Genomic DNA, 26,024 nt, shown 5'->3' with positions numbered 1-26,024 from the left:
CGCCGGATCGCTCCAGATTCTCGCGACGTTCAGCCTCATCCTCACCACAGAATGACACGAACCTTCGCTCCTGCATCGCGCCGTCGGTCGAACGGCCAAAACAGTCAAGCTATGGCCTGGGCCGCCTCATCAGATCGCCTGCAAGCTCCAGATGAGAACGCTGATGCTCACGCCAATGAAGAATGTGGTCGCCAGAACCACGAAGATCAGCAGACCGCGTCGCAAGCGTTCCATCAGCGCCCCAGCTCAGACCTGAACATCCATGACATCGCCGTCGACGCTGAACCCGGAACGTCGAGCCAGATCTGCGGCGCTATCCGCTGACGCCATCATGTGATTGGGCCGCCTCCTAGCGCTGCCGTCGACGATCGGCGCGTACTCGTACCAGATGCGAAGGCCACAGCCGGGCTGCTTGCGTCGGCAGCGAAGAATGATCGCCGTAGCCACTTGATCGCCTCTCCATCAACAGATCATCAAACGTCGCTGCAATACATTCGACGCAAGACCCGGGGAGGGATCGGTCTTCATGATCACGTAAAGGGCCAGGCGTCCTCAACATAGCTTAGGAAGATGAGCGTCGCTGCGCGCGCCGAAGTCCTGGCGGTCAGAGGTCGGAACGAAACCGGCTGTCCGAGGACAGGCGGAATCGTCCACGCGCCACCAGGCCAGCCGGTCGGTATTCCCTTTCCAGCCTGCCGTTCAGTTCATGCCGCGCCAATCTGTCCATCAGCTTCGTGCCGAACCCTTCGCGCGTAGGCGGGCTCACGACAGGCCCTCCGCGTTCGCGCCAGACAAGCTGGACGACCCCATCCTCCTCACGCGACCACCCGATCTCTACGCTGCCGGTTTCCGAGCCCAGCGCGCCGTACTTGAGGCTGTTGGTGGTGAGCTCGTGGGCGCACATGTAAAGGGCCAGCGCCGCCTCGGGCCGCAACATGACGGAAGGGCCGCGGGCGCGAATTCGTCCCTCATGGTTTTCCCCGCAACGCGCGAAAACATCCTGCATCTCGACTTCCGTCCAGGCCGCCTGCGTCAGCAGATCATGAGCCCGACCCAGGGCGGAGAGCCTTCGCTCGAACTTGCGGCAAGCTTCGTGCTCCGCCCCTCTAAAGGTCTGCGCCGCAAGCGCCTGGACGGTCGCCAAGGTGTTCTTGACCCGATGATTGAGCTCGTTGATCAGGAGGGTTTGTCTTTCGTCACGTCGGCTCAATTCGACCGAGGCGCAGCTGAGCGCCTTCTGAACCTTGGCCATGGTCGCTATGCGCCCTTGGCGAGGCGGTACGATCCCTCCGCCTCCCAGCGCAGCCGCGTCCTTTTCCAGAGCTTCCAGCTCACGCGAAATGGCGTTGGACTGGTTATGCACCGCCACCAGGCTCAACCCGCCGAGAAGGAGAAACACCGCGCCGACTCCCAGGACGTTGGTCCAGATGGGCGCTTCCAACGACCAGCGCGGCACCACGACCATGGTTGTCCAACCGGACAGCTCTGATCGGGTGTAGGCCACGACAGTCGGATCGCCGTCCAACGAACGACTGGCCACCACGCCTTCCGGCGCGGCCGCCATTGCAGCGATCATCGCCGGCGTGGCGGACGCCCCCAGATGAACGGCGTGGTCTCGAGACCGTGCAATCACGCGGCGCCGGGCGTCGACGAGGGTGACCAGGGCGGATTCTGAAACCGGTTGGCGAGTGATCACGTCCAGAAACCGGGTTGGAGGGACGATCAGGACAACCGCCGGTTTGGTCTCCGGGGCTTGCTGGGCGGACCCGATCGCAATGCCAGGAGCCTCGGATCGGAAAGCCCCATGCAGATCGGACACTCTGGCCCGTCCTTGCGCCCCGAACCGGATTTCATATTCCGGGCGGATCGTCATCGGGACCGCTTGCTCGGCCGGCGTCTCGCCGACCGGCATATGGAGGGCGTGGGCCGCTCCCGGATCGACCACGGACAGCTCTATGCCCTCCCCCAACCCGAGCCGACTCGTCCGTTCTCCTAGGCGCCTCCAGTCCCCGGCGGCCAAGGCGTCCGAACTCGTGATCGCGTCGACGGCGTCAAGCTTTCGCACCACATCCATATCTATGGCGGTCGATACTGATCGAGCCGTCGCCAGAAGCGCGCGTTCATGAGCGCGACGCGCCTCGAGCACATTGAGGCCGACCAGGAGACCGAGGGCCGCAGCCGCGGGGACGGCCACGCTCAACACCAATATCGTCAAGCGCCTTCGCACGACTGCCCCTTCGCCAACCCGACAGAGAGAACCACAGGCTTTACCTTAAGTTCCTTGTGACCATGAGTGCACGAAGATGCGAGCTGCCTGTTCGGTCCGCTCGCGCAGCGAGTCCGGCGTCCCCCGCCAAGCTGGGCCAAGGCGGAACGGACCTCCGCCCACGAGCAATGCGAACCTTGCCGGTCGTTTCCTCGCCAGACCGCATTCCAGGCGCCCCTCCAGAAGAAATCACGGAACATGACGCAACATGAAAGGTTCTATCTGGCCGTTACGCAAAGGACATCGCCTCAATGCACGTCGACAATGGACAAGCCGTCAAAACCTTGAATGATCTGATCGAAACGACCCTGGACAGTGTTCATGGTTATCGACACGCCGCAGACGGCGCGAGCAATCCCGAACTCAAGACCATGTTCAAGGATCGTGCGGACAGACGCGAAGAGCTGAGCCGTCAACTCCAATCCGAAGTGCGTAACCTGGGGGGTGAACCGGAAGACGACCAGTCGCTGCTCGGCCGCGTCCATAACAAGTTCGCCGAACTGAGAGGCGAACTCATGGGGCGTGATGACAGCGGCGTGATCGACGAGGTCGAACGCGGAGAAGACGTCATCAAGGCGCGTTTTGAAAAAGCTGCAGAGGAGGCGGTTCTTCCCGACGCCTTGCGACAACGCATTGCCGCGGCCTATGCGGCCATCAAGGCCGACCATGACGTGATCAGCAGCCTGAAGCATCGCCAAGGTTAGGATCCCCTGTCGCACAGCGAAGGCGTGCAGGTCTGAAGCCCGCCGTGGGCGCTCAAGGCTGAAGGCCTTCGGCAGAAGCCGAAGGCCTGACGCTGTTAATGGCGCCCTCGCACGTCCCGCTCGACGCCTGTTGGCGATCGATAAGAGACGAAAGCGACGGCGCGGCGTCATGCATCTGGGGGCGTCGAACACGCCTTCACCCCGCATCTGTTCGGCGCCGCGCCTTCAGGCCGCCGCGCTCGCCGTCAAGTTCGATGGCCGCCAAGACCCGGACCAGAGCGGTCGCTTGCTAGGGCTTGGTTCATACTCTCCTCCCATAGGGTGAAGGGCGCAGGGTAGTGGAGTAAGAATATGGCCCGGATTCTGATCGCGGACGACGACCCGTTGTTGCGAGCTTTGCTGCAACACAAGCTTGCGGCGGCTGAGCATCAGGTCATCGCGGCCGAGCACGGCGGGGAGGTTCTGGACCTCGCCCAGGTTCACAAACCGGACCTTATCGTTCTGGACGCCATGATGCCGGTCATGGACGGTTTCGAGGTGTTGCGTCGCCTGAAAAGCGACGAAACCACGCGGGCTGTCCCTGTGATTATGCTGACAGCGCTAAAACACGAAAAAGACATCGTAGGCGGCCTTCAGCTGGGCGCCGCCGACTATCTGGCCAAACCCTTCATTCCCGAAGAACTCGTCCAGCGCATCAGCCGGATCATCGCGGACTCGAGCATGGAGCGCGACGATGCTCGTTCAAGACGTTCCGGCTGAGGTCCGCCCGGATCCGACCGTACTTTATGAGGAGGCCGTCCGCGACCGACGCGCGGGACGCAGCGAGGCGGCGCTTGCCAAGCTGGATACGGTTCTTCGGATTAGGCCCGAGGATACGGACGCCCTTTTGAATCGCGGCCTCTCCCTCCTGGCGCTTGACCGGCTGGACGAGGCCGAGGCGGACTTCCAGGCCGTCCTGGTCCGGGCCCCGCATTATGTGGACGCCCGCCTCGGGCTGGCGCTCGTCGCGCGCAGGCGCGGCGACGCCAGGCGCGCTAGAATGGAAACCGATAAGGCGCTCCTTGCGGCGCCTGAACGGGCTGATCTGAAAGCCCTGGCCCGCGCCCTGCGGCCGCAACCCGCTTGGCGCTTTGATCTGGACGGCTCAAGGAGCCGCCTTGGCGCGGGATTGTCCGACTGGAACGAAGTGCGTGTCGCCGCCGCCCATGCCATGGATGAACGCTCGACGATCACGGGCGTAGGCGAATGGACGGAACGGTTCGACAAACGGGACCTGTTCGTCGAGGGACGGCTGGACCGTCTCTTCCCCTGGGGCGAAGCTTACGGCGCGCTAGGCGGCGCCGTGGAGGCGGACTACCGTCCGACAGTCTCGGCGCGCGTCGGGGCGGAAGTCCATCTTCTGCCGAGCATCAACGGAACGCTGGACGCCTCCGCCGCGCGCTTCGCAAGCGGGGACGTGAGCAGTCTGCAGCCCGGGCTGGTCGCCGACCTCTCACAAGGACGGGTGCGGCTGGCCGCGCGCTGGATCAACGTCTGGGACGAGACCGACCAGCACCGCGCCGGCTACGCCGTCAGTGTCAACTGGACCCCGACCGACCGTCTGCGTTTCCGGGCGGACTACGCTGACGCTCCCGAAAGCAGTGAAGGTCTGACGACAGACGTGCGCGCCCTCAGCGCCGGCGTCGAGATCGGTCTGACAGACCAGATCAGCTTGCGGGTGGGCGGCCTGGAAGAAGATCGGGGTCGTTATGATCGAAAGGCGATCACCCTCGGTCTGGGCTGGCGATTCTGGTGAGCTTTCTAACCGCATTGTGGTGGAGTTCGCTGATGCTCATCGCAGCGGCCCTGGTCTGGATGACGGGTCTGATTCTCGCCCGCCTTCTGCGGGAACGGTTCGACAGCAAACGGGCTGGGGATGAGGCCCAGATCCGCAGGTTGTTCCTGGCGATCCTGAACGGCGACGTCGGGGCGGAACCACAACTGAAGCCCTATCAGATGCGAGCCCGTCTGATGGCCGAAGCTCTGGTGGAGGTGTTGGGGCTTGTACGTGGCGCGCAGCGGGATCGCCTGATCGAAAGCCTCGCTCGGTTGGGGCTTCCCGACCGTCTGCGCCTCCGACTCGACAGGGGGAGCAAGGCCGGCCGAATAGCGGCGGCTGAGGCGCTGGCCGCCTTTCCAGATGTGGCGACCGTAGACGCCTTGCGGTCGGCCCTGGCCCGATCACGCGAAGGGGACTTTCGCGTAGCGGTCCTCACCGCTCTTCTGGACATGGACGCCGCTCCGCCGTTGCAGGACATGCTGACGGACATAGCCAGACGCGGCCTCCAGGACTCCCTGCTGTACGAACCCGTCATCAGACGTGCCGCTAAAGCGACGCCGACGGAGGCTCTGGACGTCTTTATTCTTCCTCTCGCTCCTTCCGCCACCCGCGCGATGTTGGCAGACGCTTTAGGCGCGTCAGGAGACTATCGTGCCGTGGAGCCTCTGGTGCGAACCGCGACCGACGCGGACTTGGAACTGCGTATCGCCTCGGTGCGCGCCCTTGGGCTTCTCGCTCATCCGGCTGGTGAGGCGGCCGTGACGGCGGCGCTGACCGACGCGGCCTGGCAGGTTCGCTCCGCCGCCTGCGAGGCTGTCGGTCGGATCAGGCTGGTCCATGCCGCGCCGCGGCTGCGACAGGCGCTGGGAGACCCGGCCTGGTGGGTTCGTTTCCGCGCTGGCGAGGCGCTGGCCATCCTCGGCGATCCGGGGGTCGCCATCCTGCGCACGGCGATCGAAGATGAGCATGACGTGGTGCGTCGCGCCGCTTCTCTCGCGCTGGCCGAGCGCGGGCTGATGAAGGCTGCGGCGTGACCCAGGAGATAGCCCTCATCCTGGTGGGATTCGCCCGGTCGATCGCCATGTTCGTGATCGGCATGGGTCTCGCCCAGAATCTCGTCTACCTGATCCAGTTGCTGCTGGCGGCCGGCGCGCTCGCCGCCCGGCCGGCGATCCCGGAATCCGGCGCCCTGTGGCGTCGCTACGCCGAGGCTTCGCCGCCTATCGCCCTGCTGGCTCCGGCCTACAACGAGGCGCTCACGATTGTTCAAAGCGTCAGGTCGCTGCTGTCCCTGCGTTACCCCAGTTTCGAGGTGATCGTCATCAATGACGGGTCCAGGGACGCCACCTTGCAGGTGCTGATCGACGCCTACGAATTGAATCCTGCGCATCGTCATTATGAGCAGGCCCTGGATCATCAACCGATAAGAGGCGTCTACACGGCCGCGCACCAGCCGCGCCTGATCGTCGTGGACAAGGAGAACGGCGGCAAAGCCGACGCGCTCAACGCCGGCATCAACATATCCCGGGCTCCGATCTTCTGCTCGATGGACGCCGACTCCTTGCTGGAGCCCGACGCCTTGCTGCGCGCAGTCCAGCCCTTTGTCGAAGAACCTGAGCGCACCGTGGCGGTCGGAGGCACCGTGCGTATCGCCAACGGCTGCCTCATCAGAGACGGCCAGGTGCTGGAAGTCCGCCCTCCACGCAATCTGCTCGCGCTGCTGCAGACCGTCGAATATCTGCGCGCCTTCCTCATGGCCCGGCTTGCCTGGAGCCGGATCAACACGCTCACGATCATTTCGGGCGCCTTTGGCCTCTTCCGGCGAGCACGCGTGATCGAAGCCGGCGGCTACACCCGGGGGACGGTCGGCGAAGACATGGAGTTGGTCGTCAAGCTTCACCGCCTCATGCGCGATCAAGACCGACCGTATCGCATAGGTTTCGTTCCTGAGCCTGTATGCTGGACCGAGGCTCCGGAAGACATCCGGGTCCTGGGGCGCCAAAGGGCGCGCTGGCATCGCGGGGCTCTTGAGACCTTCGAACGCCACTGGGACGTGATGTTCCGCCCTCGCTATGGCCGCCTCGGTCCCGTCGGCTTCGGCTACATCTTCCTCGTGGATATCCTGGGACCGGTGGTGGAGCTGCTGGGCTATCTCCTCATCCCGGCCTTCTGGGCGCTGGGACTGCTATCTCTGGACTATCTGCTGGCCTTCCTGGCCATCACGTTCACCTTCGGAGTCGTGATTTCCGTGGGAGCGCTGGCGTTGGAGGAGTCAGAGCTCAGGCGCTTTCCACGCGCGCGCCACCTCCTGTTGCTGACCGCTGCGGCGGTGCTGGAAAACTTCGGCTATCGACAACTCAACAACCTGTGGCGGCTGCGCGGCTTGTGGCAATACCTGCGTCGAAGCCAGTCGTGGGGCGCAATGACGCGTAAGGGTTTCAGTCCGCCCGCCTAGCCAAGGCCTCCTCGAGGGCGGCCGTCAGTCGCTCGACTTTAGAGCGATCGGGCGCCTGTCCTTGAGCCAAGGCGTCGTCACAGTCGGCCGCCGCGTCGCTGATTGCAGGAAAGCCGAAAGTGCCGGCGGCGCCCGCGAGCCTATGCACCAGAGCCTGCATTTCCTCCGTATTCAGGGCGTCGCGCTCGCGCAGCTTTTCGATGCGTGCGAGATCGCCTACGCAGCGGTCCAGAAACCGCGCCCTGAGGCTAGCCAACAGGTCGTTCATTGGCCAGCCGCAAGGATGGCCCGGACGTCTGCGGCAAGGGTCATGGGATCGAAAGGCTTGATGACGACGTCCAGCGCGCCCAAGGCGCGATACTGATCGATTTCTCCGGATCGCGCTCGCGCCGTCATGAAAATTACGGGCGTATTTCGAAGAGCCGGCCGTTCGCGAATCCTCGCAAGGGTCCCGGCTCCATCCAGGTTCGGCATCATCACGTCGAGCAGGACGACGTCAGGCCGAAGTCCCTCGTCCAGCGCGGCGAGCGCCGCCTGGCCCGAGGCGACCGAGGTCAGGACGATGGCGGGATCGAGAGCGAGCGCGTAGGCTGCGACCTCACGGATGTCGTCCTCGTCGTCGACGTGCAGTATGTTCAGGGCTGTCATTTTTGGCCTCCGGCGCGACGTGTCAGGCGGCGCACAGTGCGCGCCAGCTGGGTCAGGGACATGCGGGACTTGGTAAGCACGGCCTGAACCGCCGGCGCGGCCTGGCGATCCAGGTCCTGCGCGGAATAGATGACGACCGGGATGGTGCGCCCCTCCTCGTCCGTCAGTTCCGGCAGAAGGTCGAGGCCGTTTCCGTCCGGAAGGCCAAGGTCCAGGATCACCAGGTCGGGCCGTCGGCGAGCCAGTGCGGCGCGCGCATCGGCCAGGCTCTCCGCGCCGACGACTTCCACCGTCTCAAGCCCATGGCGCGTCACCTCCAGGATGTCCCGGTCATCGTCCACATGCAGGACCAGCGGCTTTGCGTCTGACCGGACAAGAGATTGCACGGCAAGGCGCAAGCGGGCCTGATCCACCGGCTTCTCCATCCAGTCCGCCACCTCCAGCGAGCGTCCGCGCGCCTGGCCTCGGGCCGCGTCCGCCGAGACGACGATCACCGGCATGGCGCGCGTATCGCCGCCGGCCTTCAGCGCGCGGATCAGGCTGACGCCGTCGGCATCCGGCAACTGCAGATCGACAAGCGCCGCCGCATGGACCCCCTTGCGCGCCATCGCCAGGGCGTCCCGGGCGGTGACGGCCACGTCGGCCTGATAGCCTTCAAGGGACAGCATCTCGACCAGAACCCGTGCGGAATCGGGGTCGTCCTCGCAGATGAGCAAACGTCCCGGCCCCTCGCCCTGATCTGCGTCCGGCAGGTCCAGCGGCAGGTCGAGATGGAAGGTGGCGCCTTCGCCCTCGGCGGATTCAAACCACAGCCGTCCGCCATGGCGTTCGGCGATGTCCCGCGCGATGGCCAGACCCAGACCCGTGCCCCCCTTGGCGCGCGTGTCGGTCGAATCCGCCTGGGCGAACTTGCCGAAGATGCGCGAGCGGAATTCCTCCGAAATGCCGGGGCCGTGGTCGGCGACGCTAAGCCGGGCGATCCGGGTTTCCGGATTGACGGTGACCGTCACCTCGCCGCCGACCGGAGAGAACTTGGCGGCATTGGACAGCAGATTGGTCACCACCTGGATCAGCCGGTCGGCGTCGCCGCGCACCGGCGCGGAAGCGCCGTCCTCAAGACGCAGATTCACGCCCAACTGATGGACGTAACCCCTGACGCCGTCGATCGCCCGTGCCGCGATGTCTCGGAGATCGAGCGGCGACATGGTTAGGACCAGCTTGCCGGCGTCAAGCTTCTCGACGTCGAGGATGTCGTTGATCAGCCGGACCAGCCGCTGGCTGTTTGAATGGGCGATGCCGATGAGGCGGGCGGCTCTCTCGGGCAGGTCGCCGGCGGCGCCGCCGGCCAGCAAGCCGAGCGAGCCGGCGATGGAGGTCAGGGGCGTGCGCAGCTCATGGCTGACCGTCGAGACGAAGGCATCCTTCATCTCGGCCACCCGGCGGCGTTCGGTGATGTCCCGGATCACGGCCACGACATGGCGGCCGGCGGGCAAGTCCATCGCGCCGAGGGCCACGTCGGCGGGGAAGCTCTCCCCCGTCCGACGTTTCCCGGTCAGCTCGCGTAGAAGGCCGTCCTCCCAAGCCCCCTGACTGGCGCCGAGCCGATCCAGGAACGCGCCCTCGCCGTTTTCCGCCAGGTTGATCAGGATTCCGACGTCCCGCCGACCGATTTCCTCCGCGCGCCAGCCGAACATGCGCTCTGCAGCCGGGTTCATGGTCTCGATGCTGCCGCTCGGGTTCAGGGTGACGATGGCGTCGAAGGCGCTGTCCAGGGTGGCGCTGTGTCGCGCGGCGGCGGCCTGCAGCCGCTCCAGAAGAAGGCTTCGGGTCGCCAGATATCTCCAGACCATAAACACCGTCGCCGCCGCGATGACGACCAGGCCCAGGAACAACAACAGGACCATAAGCTCCGTGCGCGCGGTCCGCTTTGCGGCCTTGGCGGACAGGGCGGCCAGATGCTCGGCCTCGCGCTGCGTCATCTGATCCACCACCTGGCGGATCTCGTCCATTGTCGCCTTGCCCTCGCCGCTCGACACCGACGCCACGGCGGCTCCGGCCTGTCCTGCCTGGCGCAGATTGACGCTGCGCTCCATGATCCGGCGTTTACGCGCCACTTCCTGTGACAGGCGTTGGTGGTGAGCGGTCTGCGCCTCGTCGGCGTTGAACAGGACGCCGAGGGCGTCCATCTGCGCGCTGATCCGCGTCAGAGCCAGATCATAGGGTTCCAGAAACCGATTATCGCCGGTGATGATGTAGCCGCGCTGTCCGGTCTCGGCGTCCTGGAGCAGAGAGAAGACGGACTGGATCTGCAATCGAGTATCGTAGGACCGGTCTACGGCCGCACGTAAGGCTGCGGCCCCGGCGAATTCACGCCGAAGCTCCACCCCAATGACGATCAGAGTCACGGCGAAGAACACCGAAGCAAGGCCCAGGGCAAAGCGAAAGCGACGCCGCCCTGGTTGACGAACCGTGATCGTCATCGGCTAGACAGACACGGACGATCAATCAGGAGCTCCGCCGTGAAAGTCTGCGTCATCGAGGACGATCCCCTTTTGTTGCGTCATCTGGAGGACATGCTGGAGCGTATGGATTACCAGGTCATGACCGCCGAAACTGTCGATGAAGGGTTGGACATCGTGCGACAATGGTCGCCCGACGCCGTTCTGCTGGACATTTTGATGCCCGACCGGGACGGGCTGAACTTTATTATGGATACCCGTCATCTCAGGGAGACAATGCGGGTCGTCGCTATGACCGGCGGGGGGCGGCTAGGCCCCGGTCCCATTCTGCAGATGGCTTCCGGCCTCGGCGCTCACGCCGTCCTCACCAAGCCATTCACCGCGGAGGCTCTTGCGGATGCGCTGTGCGACCGGGGCAGCAAGCAAACCTCGGCCATAGGCGTCGACTGCTGACACTTAACTCTCGGCCAGCATCAGCTTGGCGGAAGTGACCGCAATGCTGGTCGCTATCATTGCAGAGAGCACGGCGATCCCGCCGCCCAATACCGCCAAGGTCAGCGCTGACCAGACCTCAGTCGCAGATGATATCGCTGGAAGAGCCCGATTGACCCCACCAGTCAGGAAGCCAGCGATGACAAGGGACCATCGGATCCCGCGGGTCGCTCCGAGAGCAACCAATGGCCCGATCAATTTGGTCGATTTTGCCTGCATCACCGGCCATCCTGGGAGCAGCATGATGAAAACAAGCGAGACGATTAAAAAACACTGCTGAAGAGGCTATGCCCGCCCCGCTCTTGTAAAGCGCCGAGAGCCACAACAGGCCCAATGCGAGAGCGGTAGGCAGCATCATCACTACTGATGTGATGATGAACTTAATGAAGCCGCCCACGCTGAGGCGACTATCCATCATTGTCATAGAAACTGCGTAGAGTACGACGACTCAGCCGAGGAGAAGGGCTACGCCAACGGCGTAATCAATCAGCAGAAGATCCGGTCTGCGCGACCAGAAGATCAGATCAGCGGCTGCGGCTGCACCACCCGCTCAAGATATGCCAGCCCCCGCATGGGAATGTCTACTTCGCAAAGCGACCTGTTGCGGATCACCGCCAGCATCAACGGCTGGAAGCGGGCTATTTCTTCGTCTGTCACTGCCGAACCCATGCGGCTGCGTGCATTTCGATAATCCCATCCGTCCGGTGTCTGATTGATCTGCAAAATGTCGCTGCCGCCCTCGCCGTAGCTCCATACGTGCATGACAGTGAGGACCTCACGCTGTTTCGGATAGATTTCCGTCGATCGGCTCTCGCTACGCTCACACGCCACACGGCCCGCACCGACGACGCTCGCCAAGGCTGCATTGATGCACCGGGCATCAACGGGACCGGAGAGGGTGGCTCGGCTCTCGACGCCGTAGATCGGGTCACATCCGCTGACGAGCAGAGCCGCGACACAGATGGTTAGGCGGACCCACATGTCATGAACGTAACAACCGCCCCAACGTTACGGCAAGTGTCCGCTAACCACCCCTAGGGGAAGTGGGGCACTTGCACTGCCGGGTTGTTCGGCCAAGGTCCGGTTTCGGGCCAGATGCCAAAGTCGCATCTCGACCCTCAGCGGACATTAGTAGGCGTAGCGCACAGCGCTTCAGCTTCTGCCAATAGCTTCCGAAGCTGCTTAATGTCAGCCTTCAATGGCTCAGTTCGAGTAGCCCGCTGGCGGATGCTTTCGAGAGCCTGATCCTTGATCGTGACGCTTGCGAAGTCGTCCCAATCCCACTCGCCGCCAGTGCCGTCGATGAAGTCTCGTAGGCACCGAGCCACTTCTTCTGGTGTGCGTTGAGTTGTCCACATGGCTCCAGATTTGCATGCGAGACGTCCGCTTTCCACCTCTCCCAGACTTGCGGAAGGTCCGCTTAGGGGCATGAGACCGGCGTTTGAGGCGAACACCATCGCGGCCTTTCGTAGGAACGGCGGCGGTGCGCCGCCGTGGACGATCCTGAGAACTATTCAGCCCTGTTCGGCTGGGCAGCGTGAAGGTCCGATTTTCGGCCGCAGCCCGAAGTTGCGTCTCGCCCCATTGCGGACACTGCCGGTCGATGCTCAGTTCGATGCATGTCCTCACGCTGGATTTATTGGCTTTCCCTACTAATCGCTGCGCTCGGCGGTGCGGTTGTGGTCATAGGCGCCGCATACGAACCGGCACGGGCGACGCTTGCCAATCCGCTTGCCCTATTGGCGACTGCGGTCGCCCTTCTTCTCTTTCTGCGGATGCTCTTTGATCCGAGGTGCCACAGGGGCATCAAGGCGGCGAACCAAGAGATGATGGGCGACCATGGGTTTCAGTTTCGCCTCACCCCCGTCCTGGACCCTCAATGGGGCATCTTCGGGAGCCGTGCGGGATCGCCGCTTCTACTGACAATCCGGGCGGTTCTTTTCATCGAAGTCATCGCGGTGATGCTGCTGGCGCGCGAAGCGCCCATCCTCCAATTTCTGGCGTACGCTTCCTTCGGGGTGGTGATGATGCTTTCACTGATACACCTCGCAGGCACTGGCCACTCCATCGGTCGCTGAACGTCCACTAACCACCCCTAGGGGAAGTTGGGCACTTGCACTGCCAGGCTGTTCGGCCAAGGTTCCGGTTTCGGGCCAGATGCCAAAGTCGAATCTCGACCCATGACGGACATTGATGCGAATGCGTTTACCAGCGCGCAACAGCTGAGAGGCTTAATCATGGGCGGTCCCGACGATCTAAATCAACAAGCCCGATGGCTGCTTGTAGCGCTATTCACGCTCGCAGCTGCCTCCTTGGTCTATTCGGACCACCTGTATAACCGCTAGGCTGGTGGCGGTTCGACCAAGGTCCGCTTGCCACCCCTCCCAGGCATTCCGAGCGTCCGCTTACGGGACTTGGATGATGCTGGGGTGATGGGGTTAGGAGATCGGCGGAAAGAGGCCTACGGTCACCTATGCGCCCGAGTAAGTTCATCGCTTTCCAGGAACGACGTCTGGGCCGAAGTCTCTGGCCCGAGGAGCTTAGTGCGATCCAGCTAGCGCGCGAGCACTGCAAAACCGGGAAGCGCGACACCGTGAAGGCGATGTGGGATGCGCTTGAAGCCACGCCTGCGCCCGTCAGATTTTTCGCGCCATAGCCTAGCACCGTAATGACCGCTTCCCACCCTTAGCTGACGTCGGGAGCGTCCGTTTTCCGGCCCGGGCGCCAACGTCTGCTTTCGGCGCTGACGCCTAGGCCCGCAATCGACCCTTAGCTGGCCTCGATTGCCGGAGGATCGAAGGCGTTGGGCGCGGTAAATGATGCGGTCAAAAGGTCGATGTCACCGTAGCCGTCGAAATAGCTGTAGGCTTCGATCATCTCCGCGTAGCCGTCTTTGACGTAGAGCATGAATTCTAGGGGGTAGGCATCCGGCCCCACTTCAGAGCGAACCCATCCCCCCGGGCTGACGGTGACCACGGCGGGCGGCAACGCCCTGTCCACGCTGAACTCAGTGTAAAAACCGAAACCTGTGAATTCACGGCCAGAAACCTCAGCCGTCTTCAACTGCTCGATGAGAGCATGGCCCCCATCGGGGCTGACTTGCTTCGCCAGAACGACAGCGGCGGCTATTTCGAGCGCGGATAGCTGTTTCATAGCGCGAGCCTAGTCGCCGGGCGGCTGTCAGCCAATGTCCGCTTCCCACCCCTCGCAGACTCTCGGAAGGTCCGCTTAAGGGCGTGAGACCGGCGCCTGGGGCGAACACCATCGCGCCCTTTCGTAGTGACGGCGGCGGTGCGCCCCTATGGATTCGAACTCCTATCTCAACAGGCTGAAGATGCCCGGGTTCGGCAGCGACCAAGACGCTACGCACTGTAGTGACCTTTTTCGTGGCAGGGCGAGCGTGACAAGTAGCGAGGGCAGGCGAAAGCCATTGCAACTTCTCGCGGATGGAGTGCGCGACCTTCTAACTGCCGACGGTTCTGACGTGGAAACTCGTGCCTGCTAGCGAGAACGAAAAGAAAATAAAAGTAGAACTCCGTGTGCAAATTTCGCACACGCCATACCTTTAACCGTTTGAAAAAAATAGGCTTTCTGTCCGGTCCATCATCGGGGCGACGGACAGTCTGTGCGGCGGATGTGGCGTCATGACCTCAGAGAGCGCAGGCTTTCGGGCGTTGGCCGCTCCTATAGGGCGAACCGGCCCAAAACGCGACCGACGTGCGGCCAAGTCGCCTAGTCGCGGACCAGACCGCCGTCGACCACCAGGTTCTGCCCCGTCACCGCCCGGCTCCACGGCGAGGCGAAGAAGAGGACCGCGTCGGCGAACTCCTGCGGCGTGGTCACCGAGCGCAGCGGCGTCATCCCCGCGATCAGGTCGAACACCGCGTCCGGCGTCGCCGCACTGGCGTCCGTGGTCCGCAGCAGGCCGCCCGAGACCATGTTGACCGTGATTCCCGACGGGCCGAGGTCCCCCGCCGCCGTCCGCGTCAGGCTGAGCAGAGCCGCCTTGGCGGCGGTGTAGTCGTGGTAGGGCACCACAGGATTCTGGAACAGGTTGGTGCCGATGTTGACCACCCGGCCGAACTTCTGCGCGCTCATGCCCGGCGCCGTGGCCTGGATGACGTTCAGCGCGCCGCGGATCACGGTCGAGAACTGGCTGGCCATGTCTTCCCACGCAATGTCCGCCATCTGCGCCCGCGCGTCGCCGTTGAAGCTGTAGTCCAGGGCGTTGTTGACCACGGTGCTGATCGCGCCGCCGAAATTCGCCTGGGCCTGAGCCACCATGGCCTCGACCGCCGCGTGGTCGGTCACGTCGGCCTGGATGGCGATGGCGCGCTCCCCCAGCTCAGTCGCCAGAGCCTGCGCCTGTTCGCCGCTGGCGCGCCAGTTGATCACCACCCGTGCGCCCTGGCCCACAAAGGCCCGCGCCGCCGCCGCGCCCACGCCGCGCGCCCCGCCGGTGATGAGAACGATCTGATCGCGGATTTCCATGAGAACGACTCGCAGCAAGAGAAACGACCTCAGCCATAGGCCGGGCGCCCGCCGAAGGCCAGCCGCACCTCAGCGAACGCGGGTTGCATTTAGCAATATTCCTAATTAGTCTTTTCCCTATGAACAGTCTGTTCAAAGCCCTGTCCCATCCTGTGCGCCGTCGCATCATCGCCATGCTGCGGGTGGGACCGTTGTCCTCGGGCGAGATCGCCGCCGCCTTCGACATGAGCTGGCCGACGGTCACCGGGCATCTGAACGCGCTCAAGGAGGCCGAACTGGTCAGCACCGAGCGCGAAGGCCAGTCGATCCGCTATCGGCTGGAGATCTCGGCCGTCGAGGAGGCCCTGGCCTTCCTGATGGATCTGAGCGGAACGGGCAAAACGGACGAGGAGGAGCAAGAACCGTGATGAAAAACCTCACCCTGGCCGACACAGTCGCCGCCATCGTCTCGCTCCTGATCCTGACCGGGTCGGCATGGATCGCGGTCTATGGCCCCGAAACCCCGATCCCGGTGCATTTCGACGCCGCCGGGCAGGCCAATCGTTACGGCAGCCGCTACGAGCTCGCGGCTGTTCTGGCGGGACTGGCCTTGCTGAATTTGCTGGTCGCCTGGATGACTGGTCGTCAGGCCGCCTCCGTCGCCGACCCGGTCCGCCGCAAGGGGCTCCAACGCGGGCAATGGCTGTCGATCCTCATCATGGGGGCGGTCGCTGTCTTCGTCGCCTGGGCCAGCCTCGGCCCCGCCGCCGCGACCGGGGTGAGCCCTCCGGGCGTCGCCATGGCCTTTACCGCCTTCATCCTGCTAGCCACAGGCGCGATCCTTGGCCGGGTCAGCCCCAATCCCTTCATCGGGGTCAAGACGCCCTGGGCCTACCAGTCACGACTGGCCTGGGACCGTTCCAACCGGCTGGCCGGTCGGCTGATGTTCTGGCTGGGCGCGATCGGCCTGATCGCCAGTCCCTTCGTCATCCAACCCGCCGGAATGATCGCCCTGATCGTCGGCGTCCTGATCGCCGCCCTCTGGTCCGTGTTCGAAAGCTGGCGCGTCTGGCGCGCCGACCCTGAGCGCCAGCCTTTCTGACTTCTCACCCCACAAGACGGAGACAAGCATGCTGACCCTCGCCGCCGCCCTGCTGCTCTCGCCGGTTGCGACTCCGGTCGAACTGGCCTCGACCCCCGCCGCCCTGCACGGAACCCTGCTGACGCCTGAAGGCCAGACGCGCGCCGCCGCCGTCATCCTGCCCGGCTCCGGCCCCACCGACCGGGACGGAAACAGCGGTCAATTCGGCATCCGCGCCTCGACCTATCGTCTGCTGGCCGGAGGCCTGGCCGAGCGGGGCGTCGCCACCCTGCGCATCGACAAGCGCGGCATCGCCGGCAGCGCGGCGGCCGCGACCTCGGAAGCCGACCTGCGTTTCAACACATACGTCGACGACGCCCGCGCCTGGGCGTCCGAAGCGGCGGCGAAGACGGGCCAGCCCTGCGCCTGGCTGATCGGCCATAGCGAGGGCGCGCTGGTCGCCCTGGCCGCCGTCGCCGACCATAGCGACAAGATCTGCGGCCTGGTGCTGCTGTCCGGCGCCGGTAGGCCGGCCGCCACCGTGCTGCGTGAACAGCTGGCCGCCCTGCCCGAGCCGCTGAAGATCCAGGCCTATGACGCCCTGTCCGAGCTGGAAGCCGGACGCACGGTCGCCGACCCGCCCGCCGAACTGGCCGCCATGTTCCGCCCCTCGGTCCAGCCCTACATGATCTCATGGCTGGCTCTGGACCCAGCCCAACTGGCCGCTGCCTACGACGGTCCCATCTTCATCGGTCAGGGCGCGACCGACATTCAGGTCAGCGTCGCCGACGCCGAGGCGATCAAGGCCGCCCAGCCGCGCGCCGCGCTGACGATCTGGGACGGCGTGAACCATGTGCTGAAGATCGCGCCAGCCGAGCGCACCGCCAATATCGCCACCTACATGGACCCGGCCCTGCCGCTGGCCCCCGGCGTGGTCGAGACGGTGGCGGACTTCATCCTGAAGTAGGCCGCCCCCCTCTCCTGGCGCGCCAGGCGGGCTCGACCTTGACTTCGGCCCGCCTTGTCCCAAATAGGAGCCTCAGAGGACGACCTCTCCCTTTTTGGGCATGACCGCCGGGACGACCCGGCTCGCCATGCAAGGGAGTAGCGTCATGGCCTGGATTTTCCTTCTTCTCGCCGGCGTCCTCGAAGTCGTCTGGGCCTTTCTGATGAAGGCCTCGGACGGCTTCAGCAAGCCTTGGCCGACCCTAGGCATGATCGCCTTCATGATCCTGAGCTTCGGCCTGTTGTCGATGGCGATGAAAACCCTGCCGCTGGGCACGGCCTACGCCATCTGGACCGGCATCGGCGCGGTCGGTGCCTTCATCGTCGGCGTCATGGTGCTGGGCGAGGCCCTGACGCCGATGCGGATCGGCGGGGTTCTGCTGATCGTCTCGGGCCTGGTTGTGCTGAAGCTCTCGTCCAGCCATTGATGGGCAGCCATTGATAGACGATAGCCTCGAGGGAGCGACGACCATGGAACTGGTGATCGGCGACAAGCTCTATTCCACCTGGTCGTTGCGGCCCTGGCTGGTGCTCAAGCGCTGCGGCGCGAACTTCACCGAGACGGTCGTCCGCTTGAACCAGCCCGACACCGCCGAACAGATCGCGCTTCATTCGCCCGCCGGGCGGGTGCCGGTGCTCAAGGTCGACGGCGAGACCGTATGGGACAGCCTCGCCATCTCGGTCTGGTGCGCCGAGCGCTATCCCGAGGCCGGGCTGTGGCCCGCCGACGCCCATGCGCGCTGGCAGGCGCGGTCGGTGGTCTGTGAAATGCATTCGGGGTTCATGGCGCTGCGCACCGAATGCGGCATGGCCCCGGATCACTCCATGGTCGGCCCTGACCGCAGCCCGGCTCCGACGAGCGAGGCGGTGGCCGCCGACATCCGCCGTCTGGTGCAGATCTTCCGCGAGGCGCGCGCCCGCTTCGGCGCAGGCGGTCCCTATCTCTATGGAGAATGGTCGATCGCCGACGCCTTCTTCACCCCGGTGGCGGCGCGCTTCCGTCATTTCCAGATCGACCTCGCCGCGCACGGCGACGTGGACGGCGTAGCGCGCGCCTATGTCGACGCCCTGCTGGCTCAGCCGGATTTCGTCGCCTGGGGCGAGGACGCCCTGGCTAACGCGGCTTAAGCCTAGCCGAAAACCGGCGATTAACGAGTCATGTTACATTCTGTCCTCGCGGCGTCGGGCCGTGGGGGACAGGCAATGCGGACGATCAGTCGCAACACCAACTGGGCCAAGGTCGCCCGCGGTTACTTCCTGGCGGCTCTGGCCTTCGCCTTCGTCTGGGCCATGCTGCTGTCGAGCGTCGTCTGAACGGGGCTTTAAACTGGCGCAAAAGATCAGGGCTCTGACTGACCGCATCAGCCAGAACCGGTTTTGCTGTCTAGCGCGTTCCGGCGACCGGGGCGGCCTCGGCCACCTGCAGGGGCGCGACCGGCGGCGGAGCCACATAGTCCAGACGGATCGGCACGGCCTTGGCGCCTGACGCCACGGCGTCCAGGGTGTTCAACGGCGCGCCCAGCATCCGCTGATAGATCCAGTAGGCCGCCACGACCTTCTCCACGTATTCGCGGGCCTGTGGCACGTCGATGGTCTCGATCAGCAGCAGGGGATCAGCGTCTGGCCCCAGCTTGCGGATCGCCGCCAGCATCGGCCCAGGACCGGCGTTATAGGAAGCGACGGCTTTCAGGATATCGCCCTGGAAGGACTCGATCTGGAACAGGCGGTTCACATAGTCCTGACCCAGCTTCAGATTGGTGGCCGGGACATAGAGCCGTTCGGGGCTGCGGACATAGCCCTGATCCCCGGTCATATAGGCGGCGGTCGCGGGCATGACCTGCATCATGCCATAGGCGCCGGCTCCCGAGCGGGCGTTGGCGTTGAAGTCTGTTTCCTTGCGCGCGATCGCATAGACCAGCGCCTTCTCGATGGTGAAGCCGCCCTCGGGTTGGAGGTCGGGCATCGGATAGCGGGTGGCGTCGATGCGGGCCGCGTCAGCCTGGGCGGCCCGGTTCGGGGCCACGGTGCGATAGAGGCCTGCCCACAGGCGCCGTGCGCCATCGTCGCTCGCCGAGCGCATACCGGTGCGGGCGGCTTCCTCGGCGTCATTGCGCCGACCGACTTCATAAAGAGCCACGGTGCGCCGGGCGGTTTCGTCCGAGCGGATGAAGGCGTTCAGTTCGCGCGCATCGACCCCGGTTGGTTCGGGCGTGAAGCTGGCGCGCTGTAACGTCGCCTCATAGGCGCGCGGCCCCAGGTTCTCGATGACGGGTTCTTCGCCCAACTGGCGCAGGGCGACCTGGCCGTAGAAGGTGGCGGGCCAGCGCGCGGCCAGGCGCAGGTTCTCCACCACCCGATCCTGACGGCCTGAACGACCGGCGGCGCGGGCGCTCCAGAAGGCGGCGCCGGCGCGGACCCAGGGGTCCTCGGTCGGGTCCTGTGCCACGCGCTCGAAGGCGCGGAAGGCGTCGGAAAACTCGTTCATCCGCCAGGCGGCGAGCCCTGCGCTCCACCAGTCGCCGATCTCGGCGCCGGTGCGATAGGCCCCCGCCAGATCGTCGTTGTTCAGGGCCACGCGCGCGGCCTTGGCCGGATCGGTGACGCCGCCGTCGCCGGAACCGGTGACGCTGGCCCAGGTGCGCTCCAGCAGATTGCCGGGACGCTTCGGCTCGGGGGCGCCGTCGGGGATGCGGCGCATGGCCAGGGTATAGACTCGCTGCGCCATCGGCAGGTCGGAATAGGTCTCCAGCCAGGCCGCCAGTTCGTCATAGGTGGCGACGTGGGTGGGGTGGAACAAGCGTTCGAACTCGACTTGACCCAACAGGATGCGGTCCTGGGCCTGACGGGCTGAGGCGCGGGCCAGCTCCAGATCGCCGCGGCGCAGGGCGTCGAAGGCGGTCGTGTAGCTAAGTCGATCGGAACTGCTCAGGGCCGTGGGGGTTCTGTCAGAGTCGTTCGCGACATAGACCGTTCCGCCGTCATCGGCGCCGCTTTCAGCCGTCTCGGTTGCCGCCAGGGCGGCGGGCGCAACCGTGGCGCAGAGTGCAGCAGCGAACAAGGGCGCGAGGACCGCGCGGCGGAAAAGGTACATACGCGGCGGCCCCCTTCGTCGGCGCGGCTCCCTTCTCGACGTCGGGATTGTCAGCGCTCTGTGGACTGGTCGTCAGCCGCCAACCATGCCCTAGTCAGGCGTTCGGCTCAACCTGGGCCGTATCCAGACGCGCCGCCAGTGACAGGATGTCAGCCCAGGCGACCCGCTTGGCCTGGGGCTGACGCAGCAAGAAGGCAGGGTGCAGGGTGGTCATGGCGGGGGCCGCAGCCGCCCCGTCGTCCAGCCGCCACTCGCGCCACTGGCCGCGAATTTTCATCAGGCCTTCCTCGGTGTTCAGCACCGATTTCGCCGCCGCCGCGCCGACCAGCAGCACCGCCTTGGGCTGCATCAGGGCGAAGGCGCGTTCCAGGAAGGGGGCGCAGGCGGCCTGCTCCTGCGGCGAGGGCGGGCGGTTGCCGGGCGGCTTCCAGAAGACGGTGTTGGTCATGAGGACCTGATCGGCCAGACCCGCCGCCGCCAGCATCCGGTCCAGCAGTTGTCCAGCCTGTCCGACGAAGGGCTCGCCGCGCAGGTCCTCGGTTTCGCCGGGCGCCTCGCCGATCAGCAGGATCGAGCCCTTGGGATTGCCGCGTGCGAACACGGCCTGCTTGGCGCCCATGGCCCGCAGGGGGCAACCCTGAAAGGCGGCGACCGCGTCGGCCAGCGCCTCCATCGTCATGGCGGCGGCGGCGACACGGCGGGCCTCGGCCAAGGCGTCGGCTCCTGACATTCCCCCATGCAGCGCCGTGACCGTGGCGGCGGCCTTCTGCATCACCTGCGGCGCGGGCGGGGCGACGAAGACCGTGCGGTCGACCGGCTCGTTCAGGTAGCAGGCGTCCACCCCCGCATCGCGCCAGAAGGCGAGCAGGGCTTCGGTTGCGGCGGTCTCAAGGGGCTGGAGCGTCATTCCTCGACAGGGATAGGCCTTGACCGCCGCTGCGTCACCTCATGATAAGGCAGATAACCACGACGATAACGAGGATTCAGGGGAAGATGGCTGAGCAAGCGATCGAAGGCGGCGCGACTGACGCCTGGCAGGAAGCCGTCATCGACAAGCTGCCGCCTGCCGAGGCGCTTGAAGGCGTCGAGCGCGAGGTCATGGAATATGACGTCGTCATCGTCGGCGGCGGCCCCGCCGGCCTGTCCGCCGCCATCCGCCTGAAGCAGCGCGCCGAAAAGGACGGGAAAGAGATTTCCGTCGCCGTTCTGGAGAAATCCGCCGAGATCGGCGGCCATATCCTGTCGGGCGCCGTGATCGACCCCAAGGCCCTGAACGAGCTCTTCCCCGACTGGAAGGAGCGCGGCGCGCCGCTGGAGACCCCGGTGACCAAGGACAAGTTCCTGGTGCTCGGTCCGCAGGGCCAGGCCTCGCTGCCGATGTTCGCCATGCCGCCCTTCATGCACAATCACGGCTGCTACATCGCTTCGCTGGGCAATGTGGCGCGCTGGCTGGGCGAACAGGCCGAGGCCCTGGGCGTCGAGGTCTATCCCGGCATGGCCGCCAGTCATGTCGTCTGGGATGAGCCGTCCGGCCGGGTGAAGGGCGTCGTCGCCGGCGTCTTCGGCATTGACCGCGAGGGCAAGCCGACCGGCGACTTCCAGCCCGGTCTGGAACTGCACGGCAAATATGTCTTCATCGCCGAGGGCGTGCGCGGCTCGCTGGCCAAGACCATCATGGCCCGCCACAACCTGACCGCGAACTCGGACCCGCAGAAGTTCGGCATCGGCCTGAAGGAGCTGTGGCAGATTCCGGCCGAGAAGCACCAGCCCGGTCTGGTCCAGCACACGACCGGCTGGCCGCTGGACGACAAGACGGGCGGCGGCTCCTTCCTCTATCACTTCGGCGACCGCTACGTGTCGGTCGGCTTCGTGGTGCACCTGAACTATCAGAACCCGTTCCTATCGCCCTTCGATGAGTTCCAGCAGTTCAAGCACCACCCGGCCATCGCCGAGCATCTGGAGGGCGGAACCCGCATCTCCTACGGCGCCCGCGCCATCACCGAGGGCGGCTTCCAGTCGGTGCCCAAGCTGGCCTTCCCCGGCGGCGCCCTGATCGGCTGCTCGGCGGGCTTCGTGAACGTGCCGCGCATCAAGGGCAGCCACAACGCCATGAAGACCGGCATGCTGGCCGCCGACGCCGCCTATGAGGCCGTGATCGCGGGCCGCGAGGGCGACGTGCTGGACGCCTATGAGGAAGCCTACAAGGCGTCCTGGGTCTACAAGGAGCTGAAGGTCGTCCGTAACGCCAAGCCCATGCTGTCCAAGCTGGGCACCATGATGGGCGGCGCGGTCAGCATGTTCGACATGTGGGTCAACCACCTGACGGGCGGCTTCTCCTTCTTCGGCACGATGAAGCACACCAAGACGGACGCGGCCTCGACCGGCCTGGCCAAGGACTTCAAGCCGATCACCTATCCCAAGCCGGACGGCAAGCTGTCGTTCGACAAGCTGTCGTCTGTCTTCATCTCGAACACCAACCACGCCGAGGATCAGCCGGCTCACCTGAAGCTGCTGGACCCCAGCGTGCCGATCAACGTCAACCTGCCCAGGTACGGCGAACCCGCCCGGCTCTACTGCCCGGCGGGCGTCTATGAGGTGCTGACCGACGAGCAGGGCCAGAACCCGCGCTTCCAGATCAACGCCCAGAACTGCGTCCACTGCAAAACCTGCGACATCAAGGACCCGTCGCAGAACATCGTCTGGACCACGCCGGAAGGCGGCGGCGGCCCCAACTACCCGAACATGTAAGGTCCCGAGGTTTCAGCCTCTTGCGGGCGGAAGGGAAAGCGTGAAGGGTCCGCCGATGCGCTTTGCTTTCCGCCGATCCGCCCTGTTCGCCGCCGCCTCGCTGATCGCGCTGGGTCTGGCCGCGCCGTCTCTGGCTCAGGACGCCCCGCAGACGCCGCCCGCTCAGGACGCGCCCGCCCAGCCGGAGCCTGACGCCGAGCCCGCCGAGACGCCCGACGCCACGACGCCCGCCGACGAAGCGCCCGAGATCGTCCCGATTCCGGCGGTCTGGGCGCCGGTTCCCACAGATGCGGAACAGCACAGCGCCTATGGCCTCTATCTGGCCGGTCGCAACGCCCTGGTCAGCGGCGAGAGCGCGGCCGGCGCCGACTACCTGGCCCGGGTCGAGGCCCTGACCCCCGAACAGCCGCGCGTGCGCGAACAGGCCTTCACCGCTGCGCTGCTCGCCGGCGACCTCGATGTGGCGGGGCGGATCTCCCCCAACGGCGAAGGGGTTTCCCCCGTCATCGTCGAGGCCGGACGACTGGTCTCGGGCGTTCAGGCCTTCGTGGCAGGCGAGGTTCGTGGCGCCGACGCCGTCTTCAAGGCCGCACCGATCGGTTCGCCGCATGATCGCGCCGGATTCTATGTCCAGGCCTGGATCGCCGCCGCCGCAGGCGACTGGGACCGGGCCCTAGCCGCGCCGCCGACGAGCTGGGATCCGGTCAGCATCCTGGTGGCGCGCGGCAACCGCGCCCGGCTGCTGGAGATTCGTCGCCAGTACGACCAGGCCGACACTGAATGGCGCGACCTGACCAGCCACGCCGTCGCTTCGTCCCTGTTCCGTCTGCCCTATGGCGAGTTCCTGGAGCGGCGCGGCAAGCGCGACGAGGCCCTGGCTCAATACGACGCCGCCATCGCCGGCGGGGCCAGCGACCGGGCCACGCGTCAGGCCCGGGCCCGCGTGACGGCCAAGGGCCGAGCCCCGGCCCTGCTGACCTATCGTCAGGGCGCCGCCCTGGCGCTGAAGACGGCGGCGGATCAGGCCATCGCCCAGCGCGCCCTGGAGTTCGGCGCCGTCTATCTGCGCCTGGCCCTGAACCTGTCGCCCGACGACCCGACGCGCTTCATGATCGGTCAGACCCTGCAACAGGCCGAACTGGAGCCCGCAGCCCGCGTCGCCCTTGCCCAGGTCAGTGAGCGTGATCCTGAAATCTTCGCCGCCGCGCGGGTGCAGAGCGCGCTCAGCTTTGAAAAGGACGGCCAGTCCGATGCGGCGCTGGCGGAGTTGAATCGCGCCGTCGCCGCCCGCCCGGCGGATGCCGCGGTCGCCTACCTGCTGGCGGGCCAACTGGTCCAGATGAAGCGCTTTGAAGAAGCCCTGACAGTGCTGAACGGCCCTCTTCTGAACACGGCGCAGCAGGGTTTCGAGGTCAACTTCCTGCGGGGCGCCGCCTATGAGGCGCTGAACCGCAAGCCGGAGGCTGAGGCCGAGCTGTGGGCCGCCTTGCAGAAGCAGCCCAACAACCCGACCGTGCTGAACTACCTCGGCTACCTGTGGGTCGATGGCGGAACCCGGGTGGAGCAAGGGGCCGAAATGATCGCCCGCGCCTTCGCCGCCGATCCGTCGGACGGCAACATCCAGGACTCGCTCGGCTGGGCGCAATATCGTCGGGGGCAGTTCAAGGTCGCGGTCGAAACCCTGGAACAGGCCGTGGCCAAGGAGCCCGCCAACGCCGAGATCAACGACCACCTGGGCGACGCCTACTGGGCCGTGGGTCGCCAGCGCGAGGCGGGCTTCCAGTGGAACCGCGTGCTGACGCTGGAGGTGGAACCCGAGCGCAAGGCCGAGGTCGAGGCCAAGCTGCGCGACAAGCTGGGTCAGGATCCCACCGGCGACAAGGGCGCGGGCCTGGGCGCCGAGAGCTGACGGCGTGATCCTCAGCGGCCTGGCTCCGGCCAAGATCAATCTGTTCCTGCACGTCGGGCCGGTGGCGGCTGACGGCTATCACCCCCTGGCCAGTCTGATGGCCTTCGCCGATGTCGGCGACGTGGTGACGGTCGCGCGGGCCGAGGCCCTGTCCCTGAGCGTGACCGGCCCGTTCGGCGCGGCGTTGGCGGGCGAAGGCGACAACCTGATTTTGCGTGGCTTGCGCGCGCTGGGCGAGGCCGCCGGGATCGGTGCGCCGCCGGTGGCTGTAAGCCTGGAAAAGAAGTTGCCCATTGCAGCGGGTCTGGGCGGCGGCTCGGCCGACGCGGGGACCGCCATCCGGCTGACGGCGCAACTTCTGAACCTGAATCTGGACGAGGCGGCGCTGGAGACCGTCGCGGGCGTGGTCGGGGCGGACGGCCCCATGTGCCTGCGCGCCCGTCCGGCCTGGGCGACGGGCCGGGGCGACGACTTGCGCGACGAGCCGCGCCTGCCGCTGCTGCACGCGGTCCTGCTGAACCCCGGCCTGCCGTCCCCGACCGGGGCGGTCTACCGCGCCTATGACGATGCGCCCGCAGGCGGCGCCGACTGCCCGGACGCACCCGGCGACTGGTCGCCCGCCGCCGTGACCGACTGGCTGAAGGGCCAGCGCAACGATCTGGAAGCCCCTGCCCTGCGCGTGACCCCCGGCATAGCCGAGGCTTTGAGCGCCATGCGCGCCGCGCCGGACTGCCGCCTGACGCGGATGTCCGGCTCGGGCGCGACGGTCTTTGGCCTGTTCGACGATGCGGCGGCGGCCGGGGGCGCGGCGCTGGCGCTGCAACGCCCCGGCTGGTGGGTGCGATCCTGCCTGTTGGGAAATCCCGCGTCCGGTTGA

Annotated in this window: 25 protein-coding genes; 16 read left to right on the top strand and 9 right to left on the bottom strand. The window is 65.8% G+C overall.

Features of this window, described 5'->3' with window-relative positions; translation table 11 throughout:
• Positions 1-111: 111 nt before the first annotated feature.
• Positions 112-324, top strand: coding sequence for a hypothetical protein (locus ACFYLW_RS02725; RefSeq protein ID WP_292084059.1), 213 nt, complete (start codon positions 112-114; stop codon positions 322-324).
• Positions 325-604: 280 nt separating this feature from the next.
• Here ACFYLW_RS02725 and ACFYLW_RS02720 read toward each other — a convergent pair whose 3' ends face one another.
• Positions 605-2,194, bottom strand: a complete 1,590-nt coding sequence (locus ACFYLW_RS02720; RefSeq protein ID WP_390182872.1) for a sensor histidine kinase — start codon at positions 2,192-2,194, stop codon at positions 605-607.
• A 323-nt stretch (positions 2,195-2,517) separates the two neighbouring features.
• Here ACFYLW_RS02720 and ACFYLW_RS02715 point away from each other — a divergent pair, with 323 nt between their 5' ends.
• From ACFYLW_RS02715 to ACFYLW_RS02695, 5 genes are all read left to right on the top strand, one after another.
• Positions 2,518-2,970, top strand: a complete 453-nt coding sequence (locus tag ACFYLW_RS02715; protein WP_390182736.1) for a PA2169 family four-helix-bundle protein — start codon at positions 2,518-2,520, stop codon at positions 2,968-2,970.
• Between the two features lie 351 nt (positions 2,971-3,321).
• Positions 3,322-3,729: a PleD family two-component system response regulator gene (locus ACFYLW_RS02710; protein WP_292084061.1), complete on the top strand. Its 408-nt coding sequence runs from the start codon at positions 3,322-3,324 to the stop codon at positions 3,727-3,729.
• Entirely contained in the window at positions 3,704-4,765 is a 1,062-nt protein-coding gene (locus tag ACFYLW_RS02705; protein WP_390182735.1) for a YaiO family outer membrane beta-barrel protein, read from the top strand. The genes ACFYLW_RS02710 and ACFYLW_RS02705 overlap by 26 nt, the downstream gene beginning before the upstream one ends.
• A gap of 59 nt (positions 4,766-4,824) precedes the next feature.
• The gene (locus ACFYLW_RS02700; RefSeq protein ID WP_390182734.1) at positions 4,825-5,823 is read left to right on the top strand and encodes a HEAT repeat domain-containing protein; all 999 of its coding nucleotides are present in this window, start codon (positions 4,825-4,827) and stop codon (positions 5,821-5,823) included.
• Entirely contained in the window at positions 5,820-7,244 is a 1,425-nt protein-coding gene (locus tag ACFYLW_RS02695) for a glycosyltransferase family 2 protein (RefSeq protein ID WP_390182733.1), read from the top strand. Before ACFYLW_RS02700 ends, ACFYLW_RS02695 begins: the two co-directional genes overlap by 4 nt.
• Here ACFYLW_RS02695 and ACFYLW_RS02690 read toward each other — a convergent pair.
• From ACFYLW_RS02690 to ACFYLW_RS02680, 3 genes are read right to left on the bottom strand one after another with little or no spacing between them, the layout of a single operon-like run.
• Positions 7,228-7,512, bottom strand: a complete 285-nt coding sequence (locus tag ACFYLW_RS02690) for an Hpt domain-containing protein (RefSeq protein ID WP_390182732.1) — start codon at positions 7,510-7,512, stop codon at positions 7,228-7,230. The genes ACFYLW_RS02695 and ACFYLW_RS02690 overlap by 17 nt on opposite strands.
• Complete coding sequence (locus tag ACFYLW_RS02685; protein ID WP_390182731.1) at positions 7,509-7,892, bottom strand: response regulator; 384 nt, start codon at positions 7,890-7,892, stop codon at positions 7,509-7,511. The genes ACFYLW_RS02690 and ACFYLW_RS02685 overlap by 4 nt, the downstream gene beginning before the upstream one ends.
• Positions 7,889-10,372 carry a CHASE3 domain-containing protein gene (locus tag ACFYLW_RS02680; protein ID WP_390182730.1) on the bottom strand — a complete coding sequence of 828 codons (2,484 nt, stop codon included), beginning with the start codon at positions 10,370-10,372 and terminating at the stop codon, positions 7,889-7,891. The genes ACFYLW_RS02685 and ACFYLW_RS02680 overlap by 4 nt, the downstream gene beginning before the upstream one ends.
• A gap of 39 nt (positions 10,373-10,411) precedes the next feature.
• Here ACFYLW_RS02680 and ACFYLW_RS02675 point away from each other — a divergent pair, with 39 nt between their 5' ends.
• Positions 10,412-10,804 carry a response regulator gene (locus ACFYLW_RS02675; RefSeq protein ID WP_292084070.1) on the top strand — a complete coding sequence of 131 codons (393 nt, stop codon included), beginning with the start codon at positions 10,412-10,414 and terminating at the stop codon, positions 10,802-10,804.
• A gap of 558 nt (positions 10,805-11,362) precedes the next feature.
• Here the strand turns inward: ACFYLW_RS02675 and ACFYLW_RS02670 are convergent.
• A complete protein-coding gene (locus ACFYLW_RS02670; RefSeq protein ID WP_292084071.1) occupies positions 11,363-11,824 on the bottom strand; it encodes a hypothetical protein in 462 nt (153 codons plus the stop codon).
• Between the two features lie 638 nt (positions 11,825-12,462).
• Between ACFYLW_RS02670 and ACFYLW_RS02665 the strand changes: the two genes are divergently transcribed.
• Positions 12,463-12,921: a hypothetical protein gene (locus ACFYLW_RS02665; protein ID WP_292084072.1), complete on the top strand. Its 459-nt coding sequence runs from the start codon at positions 12,463-12,465 to the stop codon at positions 12,919-12,921.
• Positions 12,922-13,612: 691 nt separating this feature from the next.
• Here the strand turns inward: ACFYLW_RS02665 and ACFYLW_RS02660 are convergent.
• Together ACFYLW_RS02660 and ACFYLW_RS02655 are read right to left on the bottom strand one after the other, a co-directional pair.
• Complete coding sequence (locus ACFYLW_RS02660) at positions 13,613-13,996, bottom strand: hypothetical protein (protein WP_292084073.1); 384 nt, start codon at positions 13,994-13,996, stop codon at positions 13,613-13,615.
• 579 nt (positions 13,997-14,575) lie between these two features.
• Positions 14,576-15,334 (bottom strand): 3-oxoacyl-ACP reductase, encoded by a 759-nt coding sequence (locus ACFYLW_RS02655; protein ID WP_390182729.1) that lies wholly within the window; start codon positions 15,332-15,334, stop codon positions 14,576-14,578.
• 119 nt (positions 15,335-15,453) lie between these two features.
• Here ACFYLW_RS02655 and ACFYLW_RS02650 point away from each other — a divergent pair, with 119 nt between their 5' ends.
• The 5 genes from ACFYLW_RS02650 to ACFYLW_RS02630 all read left to right on the top strand — a co-directional run bounded on the left by ACFYLW_RS02650 (position 15,454) and on the right by ACFYLW_RS02630 (position 18,527).
• Entirely contained in the window at positions 15,454-15,741 is a 288-nt protein-coding gene (locus ACFYLW_RS02650; protein ID WP_292084075.1) for a metalloregulator ArsR/SmtB family transcription factor, read from the top strand.
• A complete protein-coding gene (locus tag ACFYLW_RS02645; protein WP_390182727.1) occupies positions 15,741-16,415 on the top strand; it encodes an SdpI family protein in 675 nt (224 codons plus the stop codon). Before ACFYLW_RS02650 ends, ACFYLW_RS02645 begins: the two co-directional genes overlap by 1 nt.
• 28 nt (positions 16,416-16,443) lie before the next feature.
• On the top strand, positions 16,444-17,361 hold the full coding sequence (locus ACFYLW_RS02640; protein WP_390182726.1) for an alpha/beta hydrolase: 918 nt from the start codon (positions 16,444-16,446) through the stop codon (positions 17,359-17,361).
• Positions 17,362-17,506: 145 nt separating this feature from the next.
• Positions 17,507-17,827, top strand: a complete 321-nt coding sequence (locus ACFYLW_RS02635) for a DMT family transporter (RefSeq protein WP_390182725.1) — start codon at positions 17,507-17,509, stop codon at positions 17,825-17,827.
• A gap of 43 nt (positions 17,828-17,870) precedes the next feature.
• The gene (locus tag ACFYLW_RS02630) at positions 17,871-18,527 is read left to right on the top strand and encodes a glutathione S-transferase family protein (RefSeq protein ID WP_390182724.1); all 657 of its coding nucleotides are present in this window, start codon (positions 17,871-17,873) and stop codon (positions 18,525-18,527) included.
• A 256-nt stretch (positions 18,528-18,783) separates the two neighbouring features.
• Here ACFYLW_RS02630 and ACFYLW_RS02625 read toward each other — a convergent pair whose 3' ends face one another.
• Positions 18,784-20,490 carry a lytic transglycosylase domain-containing protein gene (locus ACFYLW_RS02625; RefSeq protein ID WP_390182723.1) on the bottom strand — a complete coding sequence of 569 codons (1,707 nt, stop codon included), beginning with the start codon at positions 20,488-20,490 and terminating at the stop codon, positions 18,784-18,786.
• A gap of 94 nt (positions 20,491-20,584) precedes the next feature.
• On the bottom strand, positions 20,585-21,397 hold the full coding sequence (locus ACFYLW_RS02620) for a uracil-DNA glycosylase family protein (protein WP_390182721.1): 813 nt from the start codon (positions 21,395-21,397) through the stop codon (positions 20,585-20,587).
• 191 nt (positions 21,398-21,588) lie between these two features.
• On the opposite strand from ACFYLW_RS02620, the gene ACFYLW_RS02615 reads away from it, so the two are divergent.
• From ACFYLW_RS02615 to ACFYLW_RS02605, 3 genes are read left to right on the top strand one after another with little or no spacing between them, the layout of a single operon-like run.
• Positions 21,589-23,238: an electron transfer flavoprotein-ubiquinone oxidoreductase gene (locus tag ACFYLW_RS02615; protein ID WP_390182871.1), complete on the top strand. Its 1,650-nt coding sequence runs from the start codon at positions 21,589-21,591 to the stop codon at positions 23,236-23,238.
• Between the two features lie 55 nt (positions 23,239-23,293).
• A complete protein-coding gene (locus tag ACFYLW_RS02610) occupies positions 23,294-25,147 on the top strand; it encodes a tetratricopeptide repeat protein (protein WP_390182720.1) in 1,854 nt (617 codons plus the stop codon).
• Positions 25,148-25,151: 4 nt separating this feature from the next.
• The gene (locus tag ACFYLW_RS02605) at positions 25,152-26,024 is read left to right on the top strand and encodes a 4-(cytidine 5'-diphospho)-2-C-methyl-D-erythritol kinase (protein ID WP_390182719.1); all 873 of its coding nucleotides are present in this window, start codon (positions 25,152-25,154) and stop codon (positions 26,022-26,024) included.

Source organism: Brevundimonas sp. NPDC007368, assembly GCF_042869015.1.
Taxonomy (GTDB): domain Bacteria; phylum Pseudomonadota; class Alphaproteobacteria; order Caulobacterales; family Caulobacteraceae; genus Brevundimonas.
The sequence above is the reverse complement of the archived record's forward strand: the minus strand, read 5'-3'. Positions and strand labels throughout refer to the sequence as shown.

Excerpts from the sequence above, each read along its gene's own strand:
- ACFYLW_RS02645 (WP_390182727.1), top strand. The coding sequence starts at position 15,741 with ATGAAAAACCTCACCCTGGCCGACACAGTCGCCGCCATCGTCTCGCTC.
- ACFYLW_RS02710 (WP_292084061.1), top strand. The coding sequence starts at position 3,322 with ATGGCCCGGATTCTGATCGCGGACGACGACCCGTTGTTGCGAGCTTTG.
- ACFYLW_RS02715 (WP_390182736.1), top strand. The coding sequence starts at position 2,518 with ATGCACGTCGACAATGGACAAGCCGTCAAAACCTTGAATGATCTGATC.
- ACFYLW_RS02615 (WP_390182871.1), top strand. The coding sequence starts at position 21,589 with ATGGAATATGACGTCGTCATCGTCGGCGGCGGCCCCGCCGGCCTGTCC.
- ACFYLW_RS02700 (WP_390182734.1), top strand. The coding sequence starts at position 4,825 with ATGACGGGTCTGATTCTCGCCCGCCTTCTGCGGGAACGGTTCGACAGC.
- ACFYLW_RS02655 (WP_390182729.1), bottom strand. The coding sequence starts at position 15,334 with ATGGAAATCCGCGATCAGATCGTTCTCATCACCGGCGGGGCGCGCGGC.
- ACFYLW_RS02610 (WP_390182720.1), top strand. The coding sequence starts at position 23,294 with ATGCGCTTTGCTTTCCGCCGATCCGCCCTGTTCGCCGCCGCCTCGCTG.
- ACFYLW_RS02635 (WP_390182725.1), top strand. The coding sequence starts at position 17,507 with ATGGCCTGGATTTTCCTTCTTCTCGCCGGCGTCCTCGAAGTCGTCTGG.
- ACFYLW_RS02685 (WP_390182731.1), bottom strand. The coding sequence starts at position 7,892 with ATGACAGCCCTGAACATACTGCACGTCGACGACGAGGACGACATCCGT.
- ACFYLW_RS02640 (WP_390182726.1), top strand. The coding sequence starts at position 16,444 with ATGCTGACCCTCGCCGCCGCCCTGCTGCTCTCGCCGGTTGCGACTCCG.
- ACFYLW_RS02680 (WP_390182730.1), bottom strand. The coding sequence starts at position 10,372 with ATGACGATCACGGTTCGTCAACCAGGGCGGCGTCGCTTTCGCTTTGCC.
- ACFYLW_RS02620 (WP_390182721.1), bottom strand. The coding sequence starts at position 21,397 with ATGACGCTCCAGCCCCTTGAGACCGCCGCAACCGAAGCCCTGCTCGCC.
- ACFYLW_RS02625 (WP_390182723.1), bottom strand. The coding sequence starts at position 20,490 with ATGTACCTTTTCCGCCGCGCGGTCCTCGCGCCCTTGTTCGCTGCTGCA.
- ACFYLW_RS02665 (WP_292084072.1), top strand. The coding sequence starts at position 12,463 with ATGTCCTCACGCTGGATTTATTGGCTTTCCCTACTAATCGCTGCGCTC.
- ACFYLW_RS02650 (WP_292084075.1), top strand. The coding sequence starts at position 15,454 with ATGAACAGTCTGTTCAAAGCCCTGTCCCATCCTGTGCGCCGTCGCATC.
- ACFYLW_RS02690 (WP_390182732.1), bottom strand. The coding sequence starts at position 7,512 with ATGAACGACCTGTTGGCTAGCCTCAGGGCGCGGTTTCTGGACCGCTGC.
- ACFYLW_RS02660 (WP_292084073.1), bottom strand. The coding sequence starts at position 13,996 with ATGAAACAGCTATCCGCGCTCGAAATAGCCGCCGCTGTCGTTCTGGCG.
- ACFYLW_RS02670 (WP_292084071.1), bottom strand. The coding sequence starts at position 11,824 with ATGTGGGTCCGCCTAACCATCTGTGTCGCGGCTCTGCTCGTCAGCGGA.
- ACFYLW_RS02725 (WP_292084059.1), top strand. The coding sequence starts at position 112 with ATGGCCTGGGCCGCCTCATCAGATCGCCTGCAAGCTCCAGATGAGAAC.
- ACFYLW_RS02630 (WP_390182724.1), top strand. The coding sequence starts at position 17,871 with ATGGAACTGGTGATCGGCGACAAGCTCTATTCCACCTGGTCGTTGCGG.
- ACFYLW_RS02705 (WP_390182735.1), top strand. The coding sequence starts at position 3,704 with ATGCTCGTTCAAGACGTTCCGGCTGAGGTCCGCCCGGATCCGACCGTA.